The sequence below is a fragment of the Pseudomonas azerbaijanoccidentalis genome, from assembly GCF_019145495.1.
Lineage (GTDB): Bacteria > Pseudomonadota > Gammaproteobacteria > Pseudomonadales > Pseudomonadaceae > Aquipseudomonas > Aquipseudomonas azerbaijanoccidentalis.
This window is the reverse complement of record NZ_JAHSTU010000002.1, coordinates 501273-524944: the sequence shown is the minus strand read 5'-3', so window position 1 is coordinate 524944 and position 23672 is coordinate 501273. Positions and strand designations below refer to the sequence as shown.

Here is a 23672-nt window from a genome sequence, read left to right as displayed (position 1 = left end):
GCAACGCCGCCCAGGTTCATTGGTTTCAGGCTTTGGCGCGGTCCAGCAGGTACTGGGTCAGCAATGGAACCGGACGGCCAGTGGCGCCCTTGTCCTTGCCGCCGCTGGTCCAGGCGGTGCCGGCGATGTCCAGGTGCGCCCAGTTCAGGTTCTTGGTGAAGCGCGACAGGAAGCAGGCAGCGGTGATAGTGCCGGCTTTCGGGCCGCCGATGTTGGCGATGTCGGCGAACGGGCTGTCCAGCTGCTCTTGGTACTCATCGAACAGCGGCAGTTGCCAGGCGCGGTCGTCGGCAGCCTTGCCGGCGCTGAGCAGTTGGCCGATCAGTTCGTCGTTGTTGCCCAGCAGGCCCGAAGTGTGGGAACCCAAGGCAACCACGCAAGCGCCGGTCAGGGTGGCGATGTCGATCACGGCTTGCGGCTTGAAGCGCTCGGAGTAGGTCAGGGCGTCGCACAGCACCAGGCGGCCTTCGGCGTCGGTGTTGAGGATTTCCACGGTCTGGCCGCTCATGGTGGTGACGATGTCGCCCGGACGCGAAGCGTTACCGCTCGGCATGTTCTCGGCGCAGGCCAGGATGCATACCAGGTTGATCGGCAGCTTCAGTTCGAGCACGGCACGCAGGGTGCCAAACACGCTGGCGGCGCCGCCCATGTCGTACTTCATTTCATCCATGCCGGCGCCCGGTTTCAGGCTGATGCCGCCAGTGTCGAAGGTGATGCCTTTGCCGACCAGTGCGTACGGCTTCTCGGATTTCTTGCCGCCGTTGTATTGCATCACGATCAGGCGTGGCGGCTGGGCGCTGCCCTGGCCGACGGCATAGAACGAACCCATGCCCAGCGCCTTGATTTTCTTCTCGTCGAGGACTTCGACTTTCAGGTCCTTGAACTCTTTGCCCAGGTTTTTGGCCTGCTCACCGAGGAAGGTCGGGTGGCAGATGTTCGGCGGCAGGTTGCCCAGGTTACGGGTGAAGGCCATGCCATTGGCAATCGCGGTGGCGTGGGTCACGGCGCGTTGCACTTCAGCCTGGGCGGCCTTGATGGTCAGCAGGGTGATTTTCTTCAGGGCGCGGGGTTCGGCTTTCTGGCTTTTGAACTGGTCGAACTGATACTCGCCGTCCACCAGGGTTTCGGCCAGCAGACGGGTCTTGCCGTAGCTGTCGCGACCCTTGACCACGATTTCGTCCAGGGCCAGCACGGCGTCGCTGCCGCCCAGGCCTTTGAGGGTGTTAAGCACGCCTGCGATGGTTTTGCGGAACGGACGGTCGCCCAGTTCTTCATCCTTGCCCACGCCCACCAGCAGCACGCGTTCGGCTTTCAGGTTCGGCAGGCTGTGCAGCAACAGGCTCTGGCCGACTTTGCCGGCCAGGTCGCCGCGCTTCAGAACGGCGCTGATGGCGCCACCGCTGAGTTCGTCGAGCTGTTTGGCAACGGTGCCGAGCTTGCGGCCTTCGCTGACGGCAACCACCAGCGTGGCGGTCTTCAACGTTTCCGGGTTAACGCTTTTTACAACCAGTTCCATGTCCGGTTCCCTGAATTTGATGGTCAACACGCAAGCGCTCGACGACGTGTGTGCGTCGCTCGCTTATAGATAGAAAGGCGCCGGACGCGACCGGCGACGAAGGCCGCAGTTTGAACCTCGCTACCGGCGCCTGACAACCCTCGGTTGTATGATCTTCAGCGCTTTGACAGCCTGCGTAAGCGGTGCGCAGTGACAGGCGCACTCAATCACAGGATAATGCGCCATCTTTTTTCGGCGGCTCTGCATTGCGGGCTGTCTGATATGTTTGCTTGTTTGGCCGCCTTAGCCTGACAACCCTGGAGTGTCTGGTTTGATCGTCTTCCGTTATCTATCCCGCGAAGTCCTGTTGACCTTGAGCGCCGTCAGCGCCGTGCTGCTGGTCATCATCATGAGTGGACGCTTCATCAAGTACCTCGCGCAGGCCGCTTCGGGCCAACTGGACCCGGGGTCGCTGTTCCTGATCATGGGCTTTCGCCTGCCGGGCTTCCTTCAGCTGATCCTGCCGCTGGGTTTGTTCCTCGGGATTCTGCTTTCATACGGTCGCCTTTACCTCGAAAGTGAAATGACCGTGCTGTCGGCCACCGGCATGAGCCAGCAGCGCCTGTTTCGCATGACCCTGTTTCCAGCCACGCTGGTGGCTTTGGTTGTGGCCTGGTTGAGCCTGAGCCTGGCGCCACAGGGTGCCAATCAGTTTCAGCTGCTGCTGAACAAGCAGGACGCCCTGACCGAGTTCGATACCCTCGAGCCGGGTCGTTTCCAGGCGCTGCGCGACGGCACCCGGGTGACCTACACCGAGCAGTTGTCGGATGACCGCATCAACCTGGGCGGCGTGTTCATTTCGCAGAAAAACATCAATTCCGAGAAAAAGGATCGCGGGATTTCCGTGCTGGTCGCTGAAAAAGGCCGCCAGGAAATCCGCCCCGACGGTAACCGTTACCTGATTCTCGACAATGGCTACCGTTACGACGGTAACCCGGGGCAGGCTGATTATCGGGCGATCAAGTACGACGAATACGGTGTGCTGCTGCCCAAGCCTGACGTCAGTGACGAGGTGACCGACCGCGATGCGATGACCACGGCGTCCTTGCTGGGCAGTGACGACATCCGTTCCCGTACCGAACTGCAATGGCGTCTGTCCCTGCCGTTGCTGGTGTTTATCGTGACCTTGATGGCGGTGCCGCTGTCGCGGGTCAATCCGCGTCAGGGCCGTTTCCTCAAGCTGCTGCCGGCGATTCTTCTGTATATGGCATACCTGACCATCCTGATTGCCGCTCGCGGCGCCCTCGAAAAGGGCAAGATCCCGCCTGCGCTGGGCTTGTGGTGGGTACATGGAATATTCCTGGCCATTGGCCTGGGCCTGCTTTACTGGGAGCCTTTGCGCTTGAAGATGGCGAGTCGCCGCAGCGCGCTGGAGGTGGCTCGTGGTTAAGCTCGATCGCTACATTGGTAGCAGCGTGTTCATGGCGATCCTGGCGGTATTGGGCATCATCCTTGGCTTGGCAACCCTGTTTGCGTTTATCGACGAAATGGGCGATGCCAGCGATACCTACACCTTGGTCGATGTCCTCAGCTATGTGTTGCTGACCGCGCCGCGGCGTCTGTACGACATGTTGCCGATGGCTGCACTGATCGGCTGCCTGATCGGCCTCGGCAGTCTGGCCAGCAACAGTGAACTGACCATCATGCGCGCAGCTGGCGTATCGATCGGGCGGATCGTCTGGGCGGTCATGAAGCCGATGCTGGTGTTGATGGTGGTGGGGCTGTTGATCGGCGAGTACGTCGCGCCGGCCACCGAAAGCACCGCCCAGGCCAACCGTTCGCTGGCTCAGGGCAGCGGCGATGCGCAAAGCGCCAAGCATGGCCTGTGGCACCGTCAGGGTGACGAGTTCATTCACGTCAACTCCGTGCAGCCCAATGGCATTCTGTATGGCGTCACCCGTTATCGTTTCGACAAAGAGCGCCACATGTTGTCGGCGAGTTTTGCCAAACGTGCGGAGTTCGACAAGGATCACTGGCAGTTGACTGAAGTCAACACCACTGTATTCCACGACAAGAGCACCGAAGTGGTGTCTGTGCCGGTCGAGCGTTGGGATGTGGCGCTGAGCCCTCAATTGCTGAGTACCGTCGTGATGTCGCCAGACTCGCTGTCGATCACTGGGCTTTGGGGGTACATCCATTACCTGGCTGACCAAGGTTTGAGCAATGGCCGCTACTGGCTGGCATTTTGGGTCAAGGTGTTGCAGCCGCTGGTCACCGCCGCGTTGGTGCTGATGGCGATCTCCTTCATCTTCGGTCCTTTGCGCTCGGTCACGCTCGGCCAGCGCGTGTTTACCGGTGTGCTGGTGGGGTTCACCTTCCGTATCGCCCAGGATTTGCTCGGGCCTTCGAGCCTGGTGTTCGGTTTCTCGCCGCTGTTTGCGGTACTGGTGCCGGCCAGCGTCTGTGCCCTGGCCGGGTTCTGGTTGCTGCGTCGCGCCGGCTGATGGCCGCTGCTTCCTGACCTCGCTGGTGATAAAAACGCCCCTGTCGCAAGACCGGGGCGTTTTTGTACTGGCCGTTTGGCCTGCAAACGTGACGCTAGCACTGGGGATCAGGTACAATTCCCGGCTATTTTTCGGCGGGCTATGCCTGCAGCCTTTTTGAGTGTTGATCCGTGAGTGATTTGAGTCATATCCGCAATTTCTCCATCATCGCCCACATTGACCATGGCAAGTCGACGCTGGCCGATCGCTTCATCCAGATGTGCGGCGGCCTGGCCGAGCGTGAAATGGAAGCCCAGGTACTGGATTCCATGGATCTTGAGCGTGAGCGCGGGATCACCATCAAGGCGCACAGCGTTACTCTGTATTACAAAGCCAAAGATGGTATCAACTACCAGCTGAACTTCATTGACACCCCAGGCCACGTTGACTTTACCTACGAAGTCAGCCGCTCGCTGGCGGCCTGTGAAGGCGCGCTTCTGGTGGTCGATGCCGGTCAAGGTGTTGAAGCCCAGTCGGTTGCCAACTGCTACACGGCCATCGAACAGGGCCTGGAAGTGATGCCGGTCCTGAACAAAATCGACCTGCCACAGGCCGATCCGGACCGCGTCAAAGAAGAAATCGAAAAAATCATCGGCATCGATGCCACCGACGCGGTCACTTGCTCTGCCAAGACCGGTCTGGGCGTCGATGAAGTGCTTGAGCGCCTGGTCGCCACCATTCCTGCGCCGACCGGCAACATCGAAGATCCGCTGCAAGCGTTGATCATCGACTCCTGGTTCGACAACTACCTGGGCGTTGTTTCCCTGGTGCGTGTACGTCACGGCCGGGTGAAGAAGGGCGACAAGATTCTGGTCAAGTCCACCGGCAAGATCCACCTGGTGGACAGCGTCGGCGTATTCAACCCGAAACACACCGCTACCGTTGACCTGAAGGCCGGTGAAGTAGGCTTCATCATTGCCGGTATCAAGGACATTCACGGTGCGCCAGTGGGCGACACCCTGACCTTGAGCTCGACGCCCGACGTCGACGTGCTGCCAGGTTTCAAGCGTATTCAGCCGCAGGTCTATGCCGGTCTGTTCCCGGTCAGCTCCGACGACTTCGAAGACTTCCGTGAAGCCCTGCAAAAGCTCACCCTGAACGACTCGTCGCTGCAGTACACCCCGGAAAGCTCCGATGCACTGGGCTTCGGCTTCCGTTGCGGCTTCCTCGGCATGCTGCACATGGAGATCATCCAGGAGCGCCTGGAGCGCGAGTACGACCTGGACCTGATCACCACCGCGCCGACCGTAATCTTCGAGCTGCTGCTCAAGACCGGTGAAACGATCTACGTCGATAACCCGTCGAAGCTGCCGGATCTGTCGTCGATCGAAGACATGCGTGAGCCGATCGTGCGGGCCAACATCCTTGTGCCGCAAGAGCACCTGGGCAACGTCATTACCCTGTGCATCGAAAAACGCGGTGTGCAGGTCGACATGCTGTTCCTCGGCACTCAGGTCCAGGTGACCTACGACCTGCCGATGAACGAAGTGGTGCTGGACTTCTTCGACCGCCTGAAATCCACCAGCCGCGGCTATGCTTCGCTGGATTACCATTTCGATCGTTACCAATCGGCTAGTCTGGTGAAACTGGACGTGCTGATCAACGGCGACAAGGTCGACGCCCTGGCGTTGATCGTGCACCGTGACAACGCGCACTACAAAGGTCGCCAGTTGACCGAGAAGATGAAAGAACTGATTCCGCGGCAGATGTTCGACGTGGCAATCCAGGCCGCCATTGGCGGGCAGATTGTGGCGCGTACAACCGTCAAGGCGCTCAGAAAGAACGTATTGGCCAAATGCTACGGTGGTGACGTCAGCCGTAAGAAGAAACTGCTGGAAAAGCAAAAGGCCGGTAAAAAACGCATGAAGCAGGTCGGTAACGTGGAAATTCCACAAGAAGCCTTCCTTGCCGTGCTCAGGTTGGATAGTTAGGTCCTATGTCACTAAATTTCCCGCTGTTGCTGGTCATCGCCGTGTTCGTCTGCGGCCTGTTGGCGTTGCTTGATCTGTTGATCCTGGCGCCGCGTCGTCGTGCCGCCATCGCTTCCTATCAGGGCAGCGTCAGCCAGCCGGATAGGGTGGTGGTCGAGAAACTGAACAAAGAGCCGCTGCTGGTTGAATACGGCAAGTCGTTCTTCCCGGTGTTGTTCATCGTGCTGGTACTGCGTTCGTTCCTGGTGGAACCGTTCCAGATTCCTTCCGGCTCGATGAAACCGACCCTGGACGTTGGCGACTTCATTCTGGTGAGCAAGTTTTCTTACGGGATCCGCCTGCCGGTGATCGACAAGAAAATCATCGAAGTCGGTGAGCCGCAGCGCGGTGATGTGATGGTGTTCCGTTACCCGAGCGATCCGAACGTCAACTACATCAAGCGTGTGGTGGGCCTGCCGGGTGATGTGGTGCGTTACACCGCCGACAAGCGTCTGTTCGTCAACGGTGAGTCGATTGCCGAGCAACTGGTCGGCTCCGAGCCGGGCACGCTGGGCAGTGCCGAGCTCTACAAGGAAAAACTCGGCGTCGCCGAGCACCTGATCCGCAAGGAAATGAGCCGCTACCGCGCCACGCCGGACCATTCGTGGACCGTGCCGGCCGGGCACTACTTCATGATGGGCGACAACCGCGACAATTCGAACGACAGTCGCTACTGGGATGATCCGAGTATTCCCAAGGATCTGCTGGGCATGGTTCCCGACAAGAATATCGTCGGCAAGGCCTTTGCAGTCTGGATGAGCTGGCCGGAACCCAAACTCAGTCACCTGCCGAATTTCTCGCGGGTTGGCCTGATCAAGTAATCAAACACGGCGCTGTTGAACACAGCGCCGAATGCATTTCTGGAACCGGCACAAATCGGCACCAGACGCATGAAGCCAATGATATTCAGGACGTTATTTTTGAACACAGCGTTAATTGTCCCAGGCCTGCGCCGAATCCCGGCGATGGCGGTGGAATCCAACCACGAACTCAGCGTGGGTAAACCGTGAGCGTCTCCTTAAGCCGTCTCGAGCGTCAGCTCGGTTACACCTTCAAGGACCAGGAACTGATGGTCCTGGCCCTGACTCACCGCAGTTTTGCCGGGCGCAACAACGAACGCCTGGAATTCCTCGGTGATGCCATCCTCAACTTCGTTGCTGGCGAGGCGCTGTTCGATCGCTTCCCGCTAGCCCGCGAAGGCCAGTTGTCGCGTTTGCGTGCACGTTTGGTGAAAGGTGAGACCCTGGCCGTACTGGCCCGTGGTTTCGATCTGGGCGAGTACTTGCGCCTGGGTTCGGGCGAACTGAAAAGTGGCGGTTTCCGTCGCGAATCGATCCTGGCCGATGCCCTGGAAGCGCTGATTGGTGCGATCTATCTGGATGCCGGCATGGAAGTGGCGCGTGAACGCGTGCTGGCCTGGCTGGCTGGAGAGTTCGAAGGCCTGACATTGGTCGACACCAACAAAGATCCGAAAACCCGCCTGCAGGAATTCCTGCAGTCCCGTGGTTGCGAGCTGCCGCGGTACGAAGTGGTGGATATCCAGGGTGAGCCGCATTGCCGGACGTTCTTCGTCGAATGCGAAATCATCTTACTGAATGAAAAAAGCCGAGGTCAGGGTGTGAGTCGTCGTATTGCCGAACAGGTAGCGGCCGCCGCAGCACTGATTGCCCTGGGTGTGGAGAATGGCAATGACTGATACAAACGCAACTCGCTGTGGCTATGTTGCCATCGTCGGCCGTCCCAACGTGGGCAAGTCCACGCTGCTGAACCACATCCTGGGTCAGAAGCTGGCGATCACCTCGCGCAAACCGCAGACCACCCGCCACAACATGCTCGGCATCAAGACCGAGGGTGATGTGCAAGCGATCTACGTCGACACCCCGGGCATGCACAAGGGTGGCGAAAAGGCGCTGAACCGCTACATGAACAAAACCGCTTCGGCGGCGTTGAAAGACGTCGACGTGGTGATCTTCGTGGTCGACCGCACCAAGTGGACCGACGAAGACCAAATGGTTCTCGAGCGCGTCCAGTACGTGACCGGCCCTTTGATCGTGGCGCTGAACAAGACCGACCGCATTGAAGACAAAGCCGAGCTGATGCCGCACCTGTCCTGGTTGCAGGAACAGCTGCCGAACGCGCAGATCATCCCGATTTCCGCTCAGCACGGGCACAACCTCGATGCGCTGGAGCGCGTGATCGCCGATCACCTGCCGGAAAACGATCACTTCTTCCCCGAAGACCAGATCACCGACCGCAGCAGCCGCTTCCTTGCCGCTGAACTGGTGCGCGAGAAAATCATGCGCCAGATGGGCGCCGAGCTGCCGTACCAGATCACCGTCGAAATCGAAGAGTTCAAGCAGCAGGGCAAGACCCTGCACATCCATGCCTTGATCCTCGTCGAGCGTGACGGCCAGAAGAAAATCATCATTGGCGACAAGGGCGAGCGCATCAAGCGCATCGGCACCGAGGCGCGCAAGGACATGGAGCTGCTGTTCGACTCCAAGATCATGCTCAACCTGTGGGTCAAGGTTAAGGGCGGCTGGTCCGATGACGAGCGTGCACTGCGTTCGTTGGGCTATGGCGACTTGTAACAAGGATTCAAAGATCAAAAGATCGCAGCCTTCGGCAGCTCCTACATGAGATTGTGCATACCTGTAGGAGCTGCCGAAGGCTGCGATCTTTTTGTAATCCCTGACAGGTAAATCCGTCTCCATGTCGACCACTGCGCCTATCCCTCAACCCGCCTACGTCCTGCACTCCCGCGCCTACCGCGAAAACAGCGCGTTGGTGGACTTCCTCACGCCGCAAGGGCGGCTGCGGGCGGTGTTGCGCAGTGCGCGGGGCAAGGCCGGGACACTGGCGCGGCCGTTCGTGCCGCTGGAAGTCGAGTTTCGGGGTAAGGGCGAGCTGAAGAATGTCGGGCGCATGGAGAGTGCCGGCGTCTCCACCTGGCTCAATGGTGAGGCGCTGTTCAGTGGTCTTTACCTCAATGAACTGCTGATTCGCCTGTTGCCTGCCGAAGATCCGCTCCCCTCGGTGTTCGATCATTACGCCGCCACTTTGCTCGCCCTGGCCGAAGGTCGTCCGCTGGAGCCGCTGCTGCGTTCTTTCGAGTGGCGCTTGCTCGATGATCTTGGCTATGGATTCTCACTGACTGCGGATATCCACGATGAGCCCATTGCTCCGGACGGGCTCTACCGTTTGCAAGTGGATGCGGGGCTGGAGCGGGTCTACCTGCTGCAACCGGGTCTGTTCAATGGCACCGAGTTGCTGGCCATGGCTGACGCGGACTGGAGCGCACCCGGTGCGCTGTCGGCAGCCAAACGCCTGATGCGCCAGGCGCTGGCGGTGCATCTGGGCGGTCGACCGCTGGTTTCCCGCGAGTTGTTTCGAAAGCCGTAAATTCCCCGTGTATGCTGTGCACCGAACTTTCTCTTCTTCTGGAGCGCTTTCCGTGACCACCAGCACCCGCATTCTTCTTGGCGTGAACATCGACCACGTTGCCACTTTGCGTCAGGCCCGGGGCACCCGTTACCCGGACCCGGTCAAGGCTGCACTGGATGCGGAAGAGGCGGGCGCCGATGGCATCACCGTGCACCTGCGCGAAGACCGTCGGCACATTCAGGAGCGCGACGTGCTGCTGCTCAAGGACGTGCTGCAAACCCGCATGAACTTCGAGATGGGCGTCACCGAAGAAATGATGCAGTTCGCCGAGCGCATTCGCCCGGCGCACATTTGCCTGGTGCCGGAAACCCGTCAGGAACTGACCACCGAAGGCGGTCTTGACGTGGCGGGGCAGGAAGCGCGGATTAAAGCCGCCGTGGAACGCCTGTCGAAACTCGGCTCTGAAGTGTCGCTGTTCATCGACGCCGATGAGCGCCAGATCGAGGCTTCCCGCCGTGTCGGCGCGCCGGCCATCGAGTTGCACACCGGTCGCTATGCCGATGCAGAAACCCCGACCGAAGTCGCTGAAGAGCTCAAGCGCGTGGCGGATGGCGTGGCGTTCGGCCTGGCCCAGGGCCTGATCGTCAATGCCGGCCACGGTCTGCACTATCACAACGTCGAGGCGGTGGCGGCGATCAAGGGCATCAACGAACTGAACATCGGCCACGCGCTGGTGGCCCATGCGTTGTTCGTTGGCTTCAAGTCGGCGGTGTCGGAGATGAAGGCACTGATTCTGGCCGCTGCTTTTAAAGGTTAAGACCAAAAGATCGCAGCCTTCGGCAGCTCCTACAGGAGTACACATGACCCTGTAGGAGCTGCCGAAGGCTGCGATCTTTTGCTTTAAAGGGGGGCAGGTTCCTGTGCCGGCTTGGACTTGTCGATTCCCGGTACATGCAAGTTGCCCTCGGCGACCTGGTCGCCTTCAAGCTGCGGCTGTGTGACCCAGGTCAGGATGTCGTAGTAGCGACGGATGTTCGCCACGAAATGCACCGGCTCGCCGCCACGGGCGTAGCCGTAACGGGTTTTGCTGTACCACTTCTTCTCGGACAGGCGCGGCAGGATCTTCTTAACGTCCAGCCATTTGTCCGGGTTCAGCCCTTCCTTGGCTGCCAGTTTACGCGCGTCATCAAGGTGACCGCTGCCGACGTTGTAGGCCGCGAGGGCAAACCAGGTGCGATCCGGTTCCTGGATCGAATCGTCCAGTTGTTCCTTCATGTACGCCAGGTACTTGGCGCCGCCCATGATGCTCTGCTTGGGATCGAGGCGGTTGGATACACCCATGGCTTGCGCGGTGTTCTGGGTCAGCATCATCAGGCCGCGTACACCGGTCTTGGACGTGACCGCCGGTTGCCACAGGGATTCCTGATAACCGACCGCCGCCAACAGGCGCCAATCGACTTTCTCGATCTTGGCGTAGGCCTTGAAGTGCTTTTCGTACTTGGGCAGGCGTTGCTGCAAGTGCTGGGCGAAGGTAGTGGCGCCCATGTAGCCGAGGACGTCGACGTGCCCGTAGTAACGGTCCTTGAGGCGTTGCAGGGTGCCGTTTTTCTTGACCTTGTCGAGGTAGTCGTTGATCTCGTTGAGCAGGCTGTTGTCGTCGCCAGCGCCGACGGCCCAGCTCTGATTGCTGGCGTCTCCCAGGTCGAAGGCCACCCGGATGTTGGTGAAATACACCTGGTTCATCGCGACTTCGTTGGAGTCGACCAGCGTCAGGTCGATCTGGCCTTCGTCGACCATGCGCAACAGATCGACCACTTCAACCTGGTCGGACTCTTCGTATTCGATGCCGGGGAATTTCTTTTTCAGTTCCGCCAGTTGCTCGGCGTGGGTGCTGCCCTGGAGCACCATGATCTTCTTGCCTACCAGGTCCTTCGCGTCGGTAGGGCGCGACTGGCCGTTGCGGTAGATGATCTGCGGGGTGACTTCCAGATAAGAGTGGGAGAAGCGCACCTGCTTTTTGCGCTCTTCGCTGCTGACCAGGCCGGCAGCCGCCAGCACCGGGCCATTGGGCTTACCTACTTGGTTGAAAATGTCGTCGAGGTTGTCGGCGGTCTCGATCTTCAGTTCCACGCCCAGATCGTCGGCGAAGCGTTTCACCAGCTCGTATTCGAAGCCGGTTTCACCGTTGCGATCCTGAAAGTAGGTGGCGGGGCTGTTTCGGGTAATCACCCGCAGCACGCCATCCTCCTTTACGCGCTCGAGGGTGTTGGGTTTATCAACACAGCCACCGAGCATCAGGAAGAGTCCGGTTGCGATCAGCCATTTGGCGTACCGCGGACGCAAAGCCGTTGGGAAAAACATTTGCGCAGTATACGCAAAGGACCACGGGCGCCATATCTCGACAGCGAAGGGCCAGTCTGCTAGAGATCACAAAACCGAACGAAACCCCGCAGGAATCGGGCTTTCCTGCATTTTGTTACAGTAAAAATAAGCTGTCGTCACCGCCCCGATTAACCTGACTTTCGAGGCAGAAACACAGATTGGCACCCGAGTGCAACCGTGCGTAGCGTTTCGGGTGATGTCGCGGGCTGTTTAGGCTAGAATGCACGGCCTCAAAGCACACCCCTTCCCGAGGCTGTCCCGAAGATGTTGATCCTGCGCGGCGCTCCTGCCCTTTCTGCCTTTCGCCACAGCAAGCTCCTTGAGCAACTGAGCCAGAAGGTTCCGGCTGTCAGTGGCCTGTATGCTGAATTCGCTCACTTCGCCGAAGTTACCGGCGTCCTGACCAGCGACGAACAGCAGGTGCTTGCGCGCCTTCTGAAGTACGGTCCAAGCGTTCCGGTCCAGGAGCCGACCGGTCGTCTGTTTCTGGTATTGCCACGTTTCGGCACCATTTCGCCGTGGTCGAGCAAGGCCAGCGATATCGCTCGCAATTGCGGCTTGACCAAGATCCAGCGCCTGGAGCGCGGTATTGCGTTCTACGTGGCCGGCCAGTTCAGCGACGCTGAAGCGCAATTGATCTCCGATGCGCTGCACGACCGCATGACCCAGATCGTACTGGGCAACCTCGAACAGGCTGCCGGCCTGTTCAGCCACGCCGAGCCAAAACCGCTGACCGCGATCGACGTGTTGGGTGGCGGCCGCGCCGCGCTGGAAACCGCCAACACCGAGCTGGGCCTGGCCCTGGCCGAAGACGAGATCGACTACCTGGTCAACGCCTTCGTCGGCTTGAAGCGCAACCCGCACGACATCGAACTGATGATGTTCGCCCAGGCGAACTCCGAGCACTGCCGTCACAAGATCTTCAACGCCAGTTGGGACATTGACGGCGAGAGCCAGGAAAAAAGCCTGTTCGGCATGATCAAGAACACCTACGTGATGCACAGCGAAGGCGTTCTGTCGGCTTATAAGGACAACGCTTCGGTCATCGTCGGCTCCGTGGCCGGCCGTTTCTTCCCGGACCCTGAGACCCGCCAGTACGGCGCGGTGCAGGAACCGGTGCACATCCTGATGAAAGTCGAGACCCACAACCACCCGACCGCGATTGCCCCGTTCCCGGGTGCATCCACCGGTTCCGGCGGCGAGATCCGCGACGAAGGCGCGACCGGCCGTGGCGCCAAGCCCAAGGCTGGCCTGACCGGTTTCACCGTATCCAACCTGCAGATCCCGGGCTTCGAACAGCCTTGGGAAGTGCCGTACGGCAAGCCTGAGCGCATCGTTACCGCGCTGGACATCATGATCGAAGGCCCGCTGGGCGGCGCTGCGTTCAACAACGAATTCGGTCGTCCGGCCCTGACCGGCTATTTCCGTACCTTCGAACAATCGATCACCACCCCGCACGGTGACGAAGTTCGCGGTTACCACAAGCCGATCATGCTGGCTGGCGGCATGGGCAACATCCGTGAAGAACACGTCAAGAAAGGCGAGATTCTGGTCGGCTCCAAGCTGATCGTGCTCGGCGGCCCGGCAATGCTGATCGGCCTGGGCGGCGGCGCGGCTTCGTCCATGGCCACCGGCACCAGCTCGGCAGACCTGGACTTCGCTTCGGTACAGCGCGAAAACCCTGAGATGGAACGTCGTTGCCAGGAAGTCATCGACCGTTGCTGGCAGCTGGGCGACAAGAACCCGATCAGCTTCATCCACGACGTGGGTGCCGGTGGTCTGTCCAACGCCTTCCCGGAACTGGTCAACGACGGCGACCGCGGTGGCCGTTTCGAACTGCGCAACATTCCAAACGACGAGCCGGGCATGGCCCCGCACGAAATCTGGTCCAATGAATCCCAGGAACGTTACGTTCTGGCGGTCGGCCCGGCGGACTTCGAGCGCTTCAAGGCGATCTGCGAACGTGAGCGTTGCCCGTTTGCCGTTGTCGGCGAAGCCACTGCCGAACCGCAGCTGACCGTCACCGACAGCCACTTCGGCAACAGCCCGGTGGACATGCCACTGGAAGTGTTGCTGGGCAAGGCGCCACGCATGCACCGTTCGGTGGTTCGTGAAAGCGAACTGGGTGACGATTTCGATCCGTCGACCCTGAACATTGCCGAATGCGTCGAGCGCGTTCTGCATCACCCGGCCGTGGCGAGCAAGAGCTTCCTGATCACCATCGGAGACCGTACCATCACCGGCCTCGTGGCCCGTGACCAAATGGTCGGCCCGTGGCAGGTTCCGGTGGCCGACGTTGCCGTCACCGCGACCAGCTTCGACGTCTACACCGGTGAAGCCATGGCCATGGGCGAGCGCACTCCGCTGGCACTGCTGGACGCTCCGGCGTCGGGCCGCATGGCCATCGGCGAAACCCTGACCAACATCGCGGCTTCGCGCATCGGCAAGATTTCTGACATCAAACTGTCGGCGAACTGGATGTCGGCGGCTGGTCACCCGGGTGAAGACGCACGCCTGTACGACACCGTGAAAGCGGTCGGCATGGAACTGTGCCCTGAGCTGGGTATCACCATTCCGGTGGGCAAGGACTCGATGTCCATGGCCACCCGTTGGAACGACGAAGGCGTGGACAAGTCCGTGACTTCGCCAATGTCCCTGATCGTGACCGGTTTCGCGCCAGTGACTGACATCCGTCAGACCCTGACCCCGCAACTGCGCATGGACAAGGGCACCACCGACCTGATCCTGATCGACCTCGGCCGTGGCCAGAACCGCATGGGCGCCTCGATCCTCGCGCAGGTTCACGGCAAGCTCGGCAAGCACGCTCCGGACGTCGATGACGCTGAAGACCTGAAAGCCTTCTTTGCCGTGATCCAGGGCCTCAACGCCGACGGTCACCTGCTGGCTTACCACGACCGTTCCGACGGTGGTCTGCTGACCAGCGTTGTCGAGATGGCTTTCGCCGGTCACTGCGGTCTGAGCCTGAACCTCGACGGTCTGGCAGAAACCTCCGCCGACATCGCGGCCATCCTGTTCAACGAAGAACTGGGCGCCGTGATCCAGGTTCGCCAGGACGCTACCCCGGATATCCTCGCGCAGTTCAGCGCTGCCGGCCTGGGTGACTGCGTGTCGGTCATCGGCCAGCCGATCAACAACGGCGAGATCAACATCACCTTCAACGGTGACACCGTGTTCGAAGGCCAGCGTCGTCTGCTGCAACGCCAGTGGGCCGAGACCAGCTACCAGATCCAGCGCCTGCGTGACAACGCCGACTGCGCTGATCAGGAATTCGACGTACTGCTGGAAGAAGACAATCCGGGCCTGAGCGTCAAGCTGAGCTACGACGTCAACCAGGACATCGCCGCGCCTTACATCAAGAAAGGCATTCGCCCACAGGTTGCCGTACTGCGTGAGCAGGGCGTCAACGGTCAGGTGGAAATGGCGGCTGCGTTCGACCGCGCCGGTTTCAACGCGATCGACGTGCACATGAGCGACATTCTGGCCGGCCGTGTCGACCTGAACGAGTTCAAGGGCATGGTCGCTTGCGGCGGCTTCTCTTACGGCGACGTATTGGGTGCCGGTGAAGGCTGGGCGAAATCGGCGTTGTTCAACAGCCGTGCCCGCGATGCGTTCCAGGGTTTCTTCGAGCGTAACGACAGCTTCACCCTCGGCGTGTGCAACGGTTGCCAGATGATGTCCAACCTGCACGAGCTGATCCCGGGCAGCGAGTTCTGGCCGCACTTCGTGCGTAACCGTTCCGAGCAGTTCGAAGCCCGTGTTGCGATGGTGCAGATCCAGGAGTCGAACTCGATCTTCCTGCAAGGCATGGCCGGTTCGCGTATGCCGATCGCCATTGCCCACGGCGAAGGTCATGCCGAGTTCTCCAGCGAAGAGGCACTGCTGGAAGCCGATCTGTCCGGTTGCGTGGCGATGCGTTTCGTCGACAACCATGGCAAGGTCACCGAAAGCTACCCGGCCAACCCGAACGGCTCGCCGCGCGGGATCACCGGTTTGACCAGCCGCGACGGTCGCGTAACGATCATGATGCCGCACCCGGAGCGTGTGTTCCGTGCCGTGCAGAACTCGTGGCGCTCCGATGAGTGGAACGAAGATGCACCGCTGATGCGCATGTTCCGCAACGCTCGCGTGTGGGTGAACTAAGAACGGGTTAACTAAGCGCCGTGTACAAGCTCAGCTTCTTCGTTCCCGACAGCCATGTCGACGCGGTCAAAAGTGCCGTATTCGCCGCCGGTGGCGGTCGAATCGGTGACTATGACCACTGCGCCTGGCAGGTACTGGGCCAAGGCCAGTTTCGGCCACTGGACGGCAGTCAGCCGTTCATTGGCCAAGCGGGGCAGGTCGAGCAGGTGGAGGAGTGGAAGGTTGAGCTTGTGGTCGCCGATGAGTTGATTCGCTCGGTGGTGGCGGCTTTGAAGCAAAGCCATCCCTACGAGACGCCGGCTTATGAGGTGTGGCGGCTGGAGGATTTCTGATTCTCTGGCTGCTGAAATGAGAAACCCGCTGAGAGTGATTTCAGCGGGTTTTTTGTGGCTTTGAATTCTCCTGTAGGAGCTGCTCGTTGTGGATTAAACCTTCGCACTCACCTCACTGCGATTGACCAACGCTTCCAGCGCATCACTCAAACTCGGCGCCTTGTCACCGACCAACAGATGCCAGATGCCACCTTCCAGCTGGCTCACACCCTGACACCCCAGGGTTTTCAAATCGCACTCCGACAACGCCTTGCCATCGGCCAGTTGCAGGCGAATGCGGGTCATGGCCACGCAATCGAGTTGCAGCACGTTGTCGCCACCGCCCAATGCGTTCAGCCATTGCTGGGCTTCAGGTGTTGCCACCGCGGCAGCTTTCGGTTCATCGGCCAATGCCGCAGGCGTGGACACAATGGCCCGGCCCAGCGCCGGCATCGCCAGGCGAATTTCATCGGCGATGCTGTCGGCCATCGGCCCGACTACCACTTGCAAACTTCCGCCCTTCCCCGGACGCACCACGGCCATGGCGCCGAGTGCTTTCAAATCCGCATCCGATGCTTTGTTGCGGTCCACCATGTCCAGGCGCAGCCGCGTCGTGCAGGCCCCAACGGTGATCAGGTTTTCGGCGCCGCCCAGTGCCTTGATGTAAGCCGCCGCCCGTTCGATTTCCGTGACCGCGACTTTCTCGACCGTCGCGGTATCTTCGCGGCCCGGTGTCTTGAGGTTGAAGCGACGAATGCAGAAATCGAACACTCCGTAGTAAACCACCGCGTAGGCCAGGCCCACCGGGACCACCAGCCAGCCATTGGTGGATTTGCCCCAGCCGAGAATCATGTCGATGAAACCACCGGAGAAGGTAAAGCCGAGGTGGATGTTCAGCAGGTTGGTGACGGCCATGGACAGGCCGGTCAGCAGCGCATGCAGCAGGTACAGCAACGGCGCGAGGAACATGAAGGCGAATTCGATCGGTTCGGTGACGCCGGTGAGGAACGAGGTCAGGGCCATCGACAGGAAAATCCCGCCCATGACTTTGCGCCGTTCCGGCAAGGCATTGCGGTACATCGCCAGGCACGCGGCCGGCAGACCGAAGATCATCATCGGGAACATGCCGGTCATGAACTGGCCACCCTTGGGATCGCCAGCAAAGTAGCGAGACAGGTCGCCAGTGACGATGGCGCCCGTTACCGGATCGGTGAAATTGCCGAACACGAACCACGCCATGTTGTTGAGGATGTGGTGCAGGCCGGTGACGATCAGCAAGCGGTTGAACACGCCGAAGATGAACGCACCGAAGCTGCCGCTTTCCATCATCAACGTGCCGAAGCTGTTGATGCCGTGCTGGATCGGCGGCCAGATGTAGCCGAAGACCACGCCCAGGCCGACGGCGGCGAACCCGGTGACAATCGGCACAAAACGCCGGCCACCGAAGAACGCCAGGTACTCCGGCAACTTGATGTCCTTGAAGCGGTTGTACAGCGCGCCGGCCATCAGGCCGCTGACGATTCCGGCGAGCATGCCCATGTTGATGCTCGCATCCAGCACCTTGAGTGTGGAGATCATCACCAGGTAACCGATGACACCGGCAAGGCCCGCCGTGCCGTTGTTGTCCTTGGCGAACCCGACTGCGATACCGATGGCGAAGATCATTGCCAGGTTGGCGAAAATCACCTGGCCGGCGTCGTGGATGATCGCGATGTTCAGCAAGTCGGTGTCGCCCAGGCGCAGCAACAGGCCGGCGATCGGCAGGATCGCAATCGGCAGCATCAGTGCGCGGCCGAGGCGTTGCAGGCCTTCGATGAAGTATTGGTACATGGCGGTTCTCCCTGGATTTTTGTTGTTCTTGTGTAAAGAGCTAGCTCAGAGGCCAGTGCTGATGACAGGCGTGACGCACCGCGCCGGCGCTGCTCAACTTGAGCAGGTCGTGGCTGATGCGCCGGCACTCGCTGGCGTCGAGATGACGCACTCGGTCCTTGATCTCGCCGACCTGTACCGGGCTCACCGACAGTTCGCTCACGCCTAGCCCGATCAGCACCGGCGTCGCCAGCGGATCAGACGCCAGCGCACCGCACACACCGACCCAACGCTGGTGCTGCGCCGCACCGGCGCAGGTCTGCGCGATCAGTCGCAGCAAGGCCGGGTGCATCGCATCGACCCGCGAGGCGAGGCCGGCGTGGTCGCGGTCCATCGCCAGGGTGTATTGCGATAAATCGTTGGTGCCGATGGACAGAAAGTCCGCGTGTTCGGCCAGCTGCTCGGCCAGCAGTGCGGCGGCCGGGACTTCGATCATGACGCCCAGCTCCGGGCGTTGCGTCAGGCCCAGTTCGTCGCACAGGGCATCGAGGCGCTGGCGGATGTGCAGCAGCTCATCGACTTCGGTGACCATCGGCAACAGGATCCGGCACCGTGACAACGGGCTGACTTGCAGCAATGCGCGCAATTGTTGGTCGAGCAGTTCCGGGCGCACTTGAGCCAGGCGAATACCACGCAGCCCAAGCACTGGATTGGCCTCGGCGGGCAGCGGCAGGTAGTCGAGTTGCTTGTCGCCGCCGACGTCGATGGTGCGGATGATCACGGATTTGTCACCCATGGCATCGAGCACCGCCTGATAGGCGTGGCACTGTTCCTGTTCGTCCGGCGCGGTGTGGCGGTCGACGAAGAGGAACTCGGTACGCAACAGGCCGACGCCGTCGGCACCGTGGGCCAGTGCATCCGCAGCTTCGCTGCTGGAGGCGACATTGGCCGCGACTTCGATGCGCACGCCATCAACGGTGAGCGCCGGGGTGTGGGCCTGGGCCTGTTGCTCGGTGCGGCGTTGTTGTCGGGCGCGTTCTGCGTGACGCACGTCGGCCAGACGTTCGGCATTCGGTAGCAGCTCAAGGCGACCGCCATCGGCGTCCAGCACCACCGTCTGACCCTGTTCCTGATCGAGCAGTGACGCGCCCAATGCGACCACGCATGGCAGGCCTTTGCCACGGGCGAGAATCGCCACATGGGAGGTCGCGCCACCCTCGGCCATGCACAAACCTGCCACGCCTTGCTGGCTCAGTTGCAGCAAATCGGATGGGGTCAACTCATGGGCGGCGATGATCGCGCCGGGCGGAATGTCGTAATGCCAGGCTTCACCGAGCAGGGCACGCAGTACGCGCTGTTTGAGATCGCGCAGATCGTTGGCGCGCTCGGCCAGCAATGAACTGCCGAGTTGCTGGAGCACCTCGCACTGCGCGTCGATCGATTGGCTCCAGGCGTGGGTTGCGGCCATGCCCAGGTCAATCGAATGGTTGGCGGCGTCCAGCAGTGCCGGGTCTTCAAGCAGCGCGAGGTGCGCGGCGAAGATGGCTTCTTCATCGGTGTTCTTGTGTTTTCCGGCCTGGGTCAACGTGACGGCAATTTCGCTGCGCACTTGCGTCAGGGCGTGGTCGAGCACCTGTCTTTGCTGTGCCGGGTCGTTGTGCCCGGCATCCGCTGACAAGTTGATCGCGTTCAAGCGAAACAGCGGCCCGCCGACCAGCCCTGGTGCGGCGCAAACACCATGCAGCACTCCGGCTTCGGCCACACGATTACGCTGAGCCAGCGGTGCTGGCGCGGCGGCGTGATGCTCCTCGGCCAACGGCGTGGACAAGGCGATCAACAGGGCTTGCAGCGCGGCTTCGGCATCCGGGCCCTGACAGCTGACTTGCACTTCGTCCTGCTCGCCGATTGCCAGTCCCATGAGGCCGATCAGGCTGTCGCAGGTCGCCGATTTACCGGCGAAATGCAGCTGCGACTTGCTCTTGAAACCTTGCGCGGTTTGCCGGATCAGTGCCGCTGGCCGCGCATGCAGGCCGCCGCGATGGGCGATGCGTACGTGGCCGATCCGCTCTTCGCCGACAAGCTCCACTTCAGTGTGAGCACCAGCGCCGTTGCGGCGAATGATGTGCAGCAAGGGCTCGCCAACCTTCACCGATTTGAGGGTAATGGGCCGTGCCTGAAAATCCTGGCTGTTGGTGAGGATCAGCAGGCTGACCAGGCTTTTGCATTGTTGCGCGACCTTGTCCTGGTCGTAGCGCAGCAGCGGCTGGCCGTTGGCAACGCGCGCACCTTCCTGAACCAGCATGGAAAAACCGTTGCCTTGCAGCTCGACCGTATCGAGGCCCAGGTGCAGCAGCAATTCGGCGCCGTTGTCGGCACGCAGGGTCACGGCGTGGCCGGTGCGGGCGACATGCACGATGACTCCGGCGCACGGCGCGTGAAGGGTGTCGTTCAGCGGATCGATGGCGATTCCGTCACCCATGGCGCCACTGGCGAACACCGCATCCGGGACTTTGGCGAGCGTGAGCACCGGGCCGCTGAGCGGGGCGCTTAAGGTCAGCTCTTTATTGTTGTTATGCATGGCTCGGTCTCATCAAAAAATACGGTTCGGATCAACCCACTCCCTGTAGGCGCTGCCGAAGGCTGCGATCTTTTGATCTTGTCTTTAAAAAGATCGCAGCCTCGTTTCACTCGACAGCTCCTACGGGCGTGTTTGAATCAGTGCGTGCGTGTGACTTTGCTCAGGTGCCGTGGCTGGTCCGGGTCCATGCCGCGTGCGACGGCCAGGGCGGCGGCCATCACGTAGAAGCTCTGGATCGCGAGGATCGGATCGAGGGCCGGGTGTTCGGCGCGGCTCAGGGTCAGGTCACGTTCGGCGACATCGTCCGGGGCGGCCAGCAAAACCCGCGCGCCGCGTTGGCGCATGTCCGCCGCCAGGCTCAGCAAACCGGCCTGTTCGGCACCGCGCGGGGCGAAAACCAGCAGCGGATAGTTGTCACCGATCAACGCCATCGGCCCGTGACGGACCTCCGCGCTGCTAAAGGCTTCGGCCTGGATTGCCGAAGTTTCCTTGAACTTGAGCGCCGCTTCCTGAGCGATGGCGAAACCGGCGCCACGGCCGATCACCATCAAGCGCTGGCAATCGCGCAAGGCCTCGATGGCCGCGCTCCAATCCTGTTGCGCTGCCTCGCGCAGGCCTTCGGGCAAGGCGCGGCCGGCGTCGAGCAGCTCGCTGTCTTCTTTCCAGTGGCCGATCAACCGGGCGCTGGCGCTGAGGGTCGCGATAAAACTCTTGGTGGCGGCGACGCTGCTTTCAGTGCCGGCCAACAATGGCAGACTGAATTCGCAGGCCGCTTCCAGTGGCGAGTCGGCCGCGTTGACCATCGACACGCTCAACGCGCCACGCTTGCGCAACAAGCGCAGGCTGTTCACCAAATCCGGGCTCTGGCCTGATTGCGAAAAGGCGAACGCCACCTGACCGCTGACCTTCAACGGTGCCTGTTGCATGGTCACCACCGACATCGGCAACGAGGCCACTGGAAAACCCAGCAACTGCATGGTCAGGTAGGCGAAGTAACTGGCCGCGTGGTCGGAGCTGCCGCGCGCGACGGTCATCACCACTTGCGGCGGCTGACGGCGCAGGCGTCCGGCGATCTCGATCATCTGCGGGTCGAGCTGCTGCAATTGGGCTTGCACGGCCTCGAACGAGGACAGCGCCTCTTCAAGCATTTTTGAAGTCAATGTCTTCTCCTTCGACCATGACGGCGGTCAGTTTCAGTGAGCGATCCAGCCGCACGCAGTCGGCCCAGGCGCCCGGTTGCAGGCGCCCGCGTTCGGTGATGCCGAGGTAGTCGGCGGGGAATTGCGACAGGCGCTGCGAGGCCTCGGCGATCGGCAAACCGATTTTCACCAGGTTGCGCAGGGCCTGATCCATGGTCAGCGTGCTGCCGGCCAGCGTGCCGTCGGGCAGGCGCACGCCGCCCAGGCATTTGGTCACGGTGTGGCTGCCGAGCTTGTATTCACCGTCGGGCATGCCGGCGGCGGCGGTCGAGTCGGTCACGCAATACAGGCACGGGATTGAACGCAGGGCCACGCGGATCGCGCCGGGGTGCACGTGCAGCAAGTCCGGAATCAGTTCGGCGAACTTGGCGTGGGCCAGAGCTGCGCCGACGATGCCCGGCTCGCGGTGATGCAACGGGCTCATGGCGTTATAGAGATGCGTGAAGCTGGTCGCGCCGGCTTCCAGCGCAGCGACGCCTTCTTCGTAACTGCCCAGCGTGTGGCCGATCTGCATGCGCACACCACGGGAACTGAGAGCGCGGATCAGGGCATCGTGGCCGGCAATTTCCGGGGCGATGGTGATGACCCGAATCGGCGCCAGCGCCAGGTATTCTTCGACTTCGGCCATCAGCGCGGTGTGGGCGAAATTCGGTTGTGCGCCGAGTTTGCCGGGATTGATGTACGGCCCTTCCAGATGCACACCGAGGACCCGGGCGCTGCCATGCGGGCGCTGTCCGCAGAACTCGCCGACGGCTTTGAGCACCCGCGAGATTTCCTCGCTCGGCGCGGTCATGGTGGTGGCCAGTAGCGACGTGGTGCCGAAACGCACATGGGTTTTGGTGATGGTTTCGAACGCGGGGGCGCCTTCCATGATGTCTTTGCCGCCACCGCCGTGAACGTGCAGGTCGATGAAACCCGGCAGCAGGTAAGGCAGGTCGTTGTCGGCCGGATCGCAGGGCACGCCTTCGATCGACACGACTTTGCCGTGTTCGTGAACCAGTCGGCCGCGAACCCAGCCGTGGGCGGTGAGGATGTTGTCTTCGGACATGATCTGTTCTCGATGTTCGGCGGCCAGGGGTTAGCGACGCAGCTCTGCAACAAAGTCGTAGTAGTCGTTGCGGCAATAAGTGTCGGTGACTTCGATGGGGGTGTTGTCTTCGAGGTAGCCGACCCGGGTCATCAGCAGCATGGCGGTGCCAGGGGCGATGCCGACCAGTGCGGCGAACTCGTCCGAAGCGTTGATCGCCTGAATGTGCTGCAACGCGCGGACGATCGGTTTACCGATGCCGTCGAGGTATTCGTAAAGGGAGTCGCCTACTGCCTGCGGCTTGGGAATGATCGAGGCGGGCAGGGTGCTCATCTCGATGGCCATTACGGTGTCGTCGGCTTTGCGCAGGCGTTTGAGGCGCGCGACTTTGTCGTTGGGCGACAGGCTCAGGCGGATCAGTTCTTCGTGGGTGGGCAGGGTGATTTCCCGCTCCAGCCATTGCGAACCGGGCACAAAGCCCTTGAGGCGGAGCATTTCGCTGAAACCGGAAAGACGCGACAGCGGTTGTTCCAGGCGCGGTGTGATGAAGGTGCCGGAACCTTGGTTGCGGCGGATCAGGCCTTGCTCGAACAACACTTCCAGCGCCTTGCGAGCGGTCACGCGGGAAATGCCGAGCATCTCGCTGAGATTGCGTTCCGACGGCATCGCCTGTTCGGCTTTCCACTGGCCCGCGTGAATCGCCGCTTCCAGATTGCGCGCCAGTTGCAGGTACAGCGGCGTGGGTTGGGTGTCGTCGGGGCGCAAGGCCTGGAGATCGTTCATGTGAGGTGTCCGGTGCGGATATTGGAGTGT

General features: G+C 61.1%; 17 protein-coding genes. 10 read left to right on the top strand and 7 right to left on the bottom strand.

Features of this window, described 5'->3' with window-relative positions; all coding sequences use genetic code 11:
- Positions 1–25: 25 nt before the first annotated feature.
- Complete coding sequence (locus KVG88_RS08900; protein ID WP_150701953.1) at positions 26–1516, bottom strand: leucyl aminopeptidase; 1491 nt, start codon at positions 1514–1516, stop codon at positions 26–28.
- A 310-nt stretch (positions 1517–1826) separates the two neighbouring features.
- On the opposite strand from KVG88_RS08900, the gene lptF reads away from it, so the two are divergent.
- The 8 genes from lptF (at position 1827) to pdxJ (ending at position 10209) form a co-directional block, all read left to right on the top strand.
- A complete protein-coding gene (gene lptF, locus KVG88_RS08895; protein WP_150701954.1) occupies positions 1827–2945 on the top strand; it encodes an LPS export ABC transporter permease LptF in 1119 nt (372 codons plus the stop codon).
- Positions 2938–3999, top strand: coding sequence for an LPS export ABC transporter permease LptG (gene lptG / locus KVG88_RS08890; protein WP_150701955.1), 1062 nt, complete (start codon positions 2938–2940; stop codon positions 3997–3999). The genes lptF and lptG overlap by 8 nt, the downstream gene beginning before the upstream one ends.
- A 170-nt stretch (positions 4000–4169) precedes the next feature.
- Entirely contained in the window at positions 4170–5969 is a 1800-nt protein-coding gene (gene lepA, locus KVG88_RS08885) for a translation elongation factor 4 (protein ID WP_150701956.1), read from the top strand.
- Between the two features lie 5 nt (positions 5970–5974).
- Entirely contained in the window at positions 5975–6829 is an 855-nt protein-coding gene (gene lepB, locus KVG88_RS08880) for a signal peptidase I (RefSeq protein ID WP_150701957.1), read from the top strand.
- Positions 6830–7014: 185 nt separating this feature from the next.
- On the top strand, positions 7015–7704 hold the full coding sequence (rnc, locus tag KVG88_RS08875) for a ribonuclease III (RefSeq protein WP_018927089.1): 690 nt from the start codon (positions 7015–7017) through the stop codon (positions 7702–7704).
- Complete coding sequence (gene era / locus KVG88_RS08870) at positions 7697–8599, top strand: GTPase Era (RefSeq protein ID WP_008056597.1); 903 nt, start codon at positions 7697–7699, stop codon at positions 8597–8599. The genes rnc and era overlap by 8 nt, the downstream gene beginning before the upstream one ends.
- A 121-nt stretch (positions 8600–8720) precedes the next feature.
- Positions 8721–9410, top strand: coding sequence for a DNA repair protein RecO (gene recO, locus KVG88_RS08865; RefSeq protein ID WP_150701958.1), 690 nt, complete (start codon positions 8721–8723; stop codon positions 9408–9410).
- 52 nt (positions 9411–9462) lie between these two features.
- A complete protein-coding gene (gene pdxJ / locus KVG88_RS08860; RefSeq protein WP_217871118.1) occupies positions 9463–10209 on the top strand; it encodes a pyridoxine 5'-phosphate synthase in 747 nt (248 codons plus the stop codon).
- 83 nt (positions 10210–10292) lie between these two features.
- Here the strand turns inward: pdxJ and mltF are convergent, their stop codons facing one another.
- Entirely contained in the window at positions 10293–11753 is a 1461-nt protein-coding gene (gene mltF, locus KVG88_RS08855; protein ID WP_217871117.1) for a membrane-bound lytic murein transglycosylase MltF, read from the bottom strand.
- 285 nt (positions 11754–12038) lie between these two features.
- Here mltF and purL point away from each other — a divergent pair, with 285 nt between their 5' ends.
- Together purL and KVG88_RS08845 are read left to right on the top strand one after the other, a co-directional pair.
- Positions 12039–15935, top strand: a complete 3897-nt coding sequence (purL, locus tag KVG88_RS08850; protein ID WP_217871116.1) for a phosphoribosylformylglycinamidine synthase — start codon at positions 12039–12041, stop codon at positions 15933–15935.
- Positions 15936–15955: 20 nt separating this feature from the next.
- Positions 15956–16267, top strand: coding sequence for a YqfO family protein (locus tag KVG88_RS08845; RefSeq protein WP_217871115.1), 312 nt, complete (start codon positions 15956–15958; stop codon positions 16265–16267).
- 93 nt (positions 16268–16360) lie between these two features.
- On the opposite strand, the gene nagE is transcribed toward KVG88_RS08845, so the two are convergent.
- From nagE to KVG88_RS08820, 5 genes are all read right to left on the bottom strand, one after another.
- Complete coding sequence (gene nagE / locus KVG88_RS08840; RefSeq protein ID WP_217871114.1) at positions 16361–18076, bottom strand: N-acetylglucosamine-specific PTS transporter subunit IIBC; 1716 nt, start codon at positions 18074–18076, stop codon at positions 16361–16363.
- Positions 18077–18116: 40 nt separating this feature from the next.
- Positions 18117–20633, bottom strand: coding sequence for a phosphoenolpyruvate--protein phosphotransferase (gene ptsP, locus KVG88_RS08835; RefSeq protein ID WP_217871113.1), 2517 nt, complete (start codon positions 20631–20633; stop codon positions 18117–18119).
- Between the two features lie 137 nt (positions 20634–20770).
- Positions 20771–21793 carry an SIS domain-containing protein gene (locus tag KVG88_RS08830; RefSeq protein WP_150701965.1) on the bottom strand — a complete coding sequence of 341 codons (1023 nt, stop codon included), beginning with the start codon at positions 21791–21793 and terminating at the stop codon, positions 20771–20773.
- Entirely contained in the window at positions 21774–22880 is a 1107-nt protein-coding gene (gene nagA, locus KVG88_RS08825; protein WP_217871112.1) for an N-acetylglucosamine-6-phosphate deacetylase, read from the bottom strand. Before nagA ends, KVG88_RS08830 begins: the two co-directional genes overlap by 20 nt.
- Positions 22881–22910: 30 nt before the next feature.
- Positions 22911–23642, bottom strand: coding sequence for a GntR family transcriptional regulator (locus KVG88_RS08820; RefSeq protein ID WP_217871111.1), 732 nt, complete (start codon positions 23640–23642; stop codon positions 22911–22913).
- Between the last annotated feature and the right edge of the window lie 30 nt (positions 23643–23672).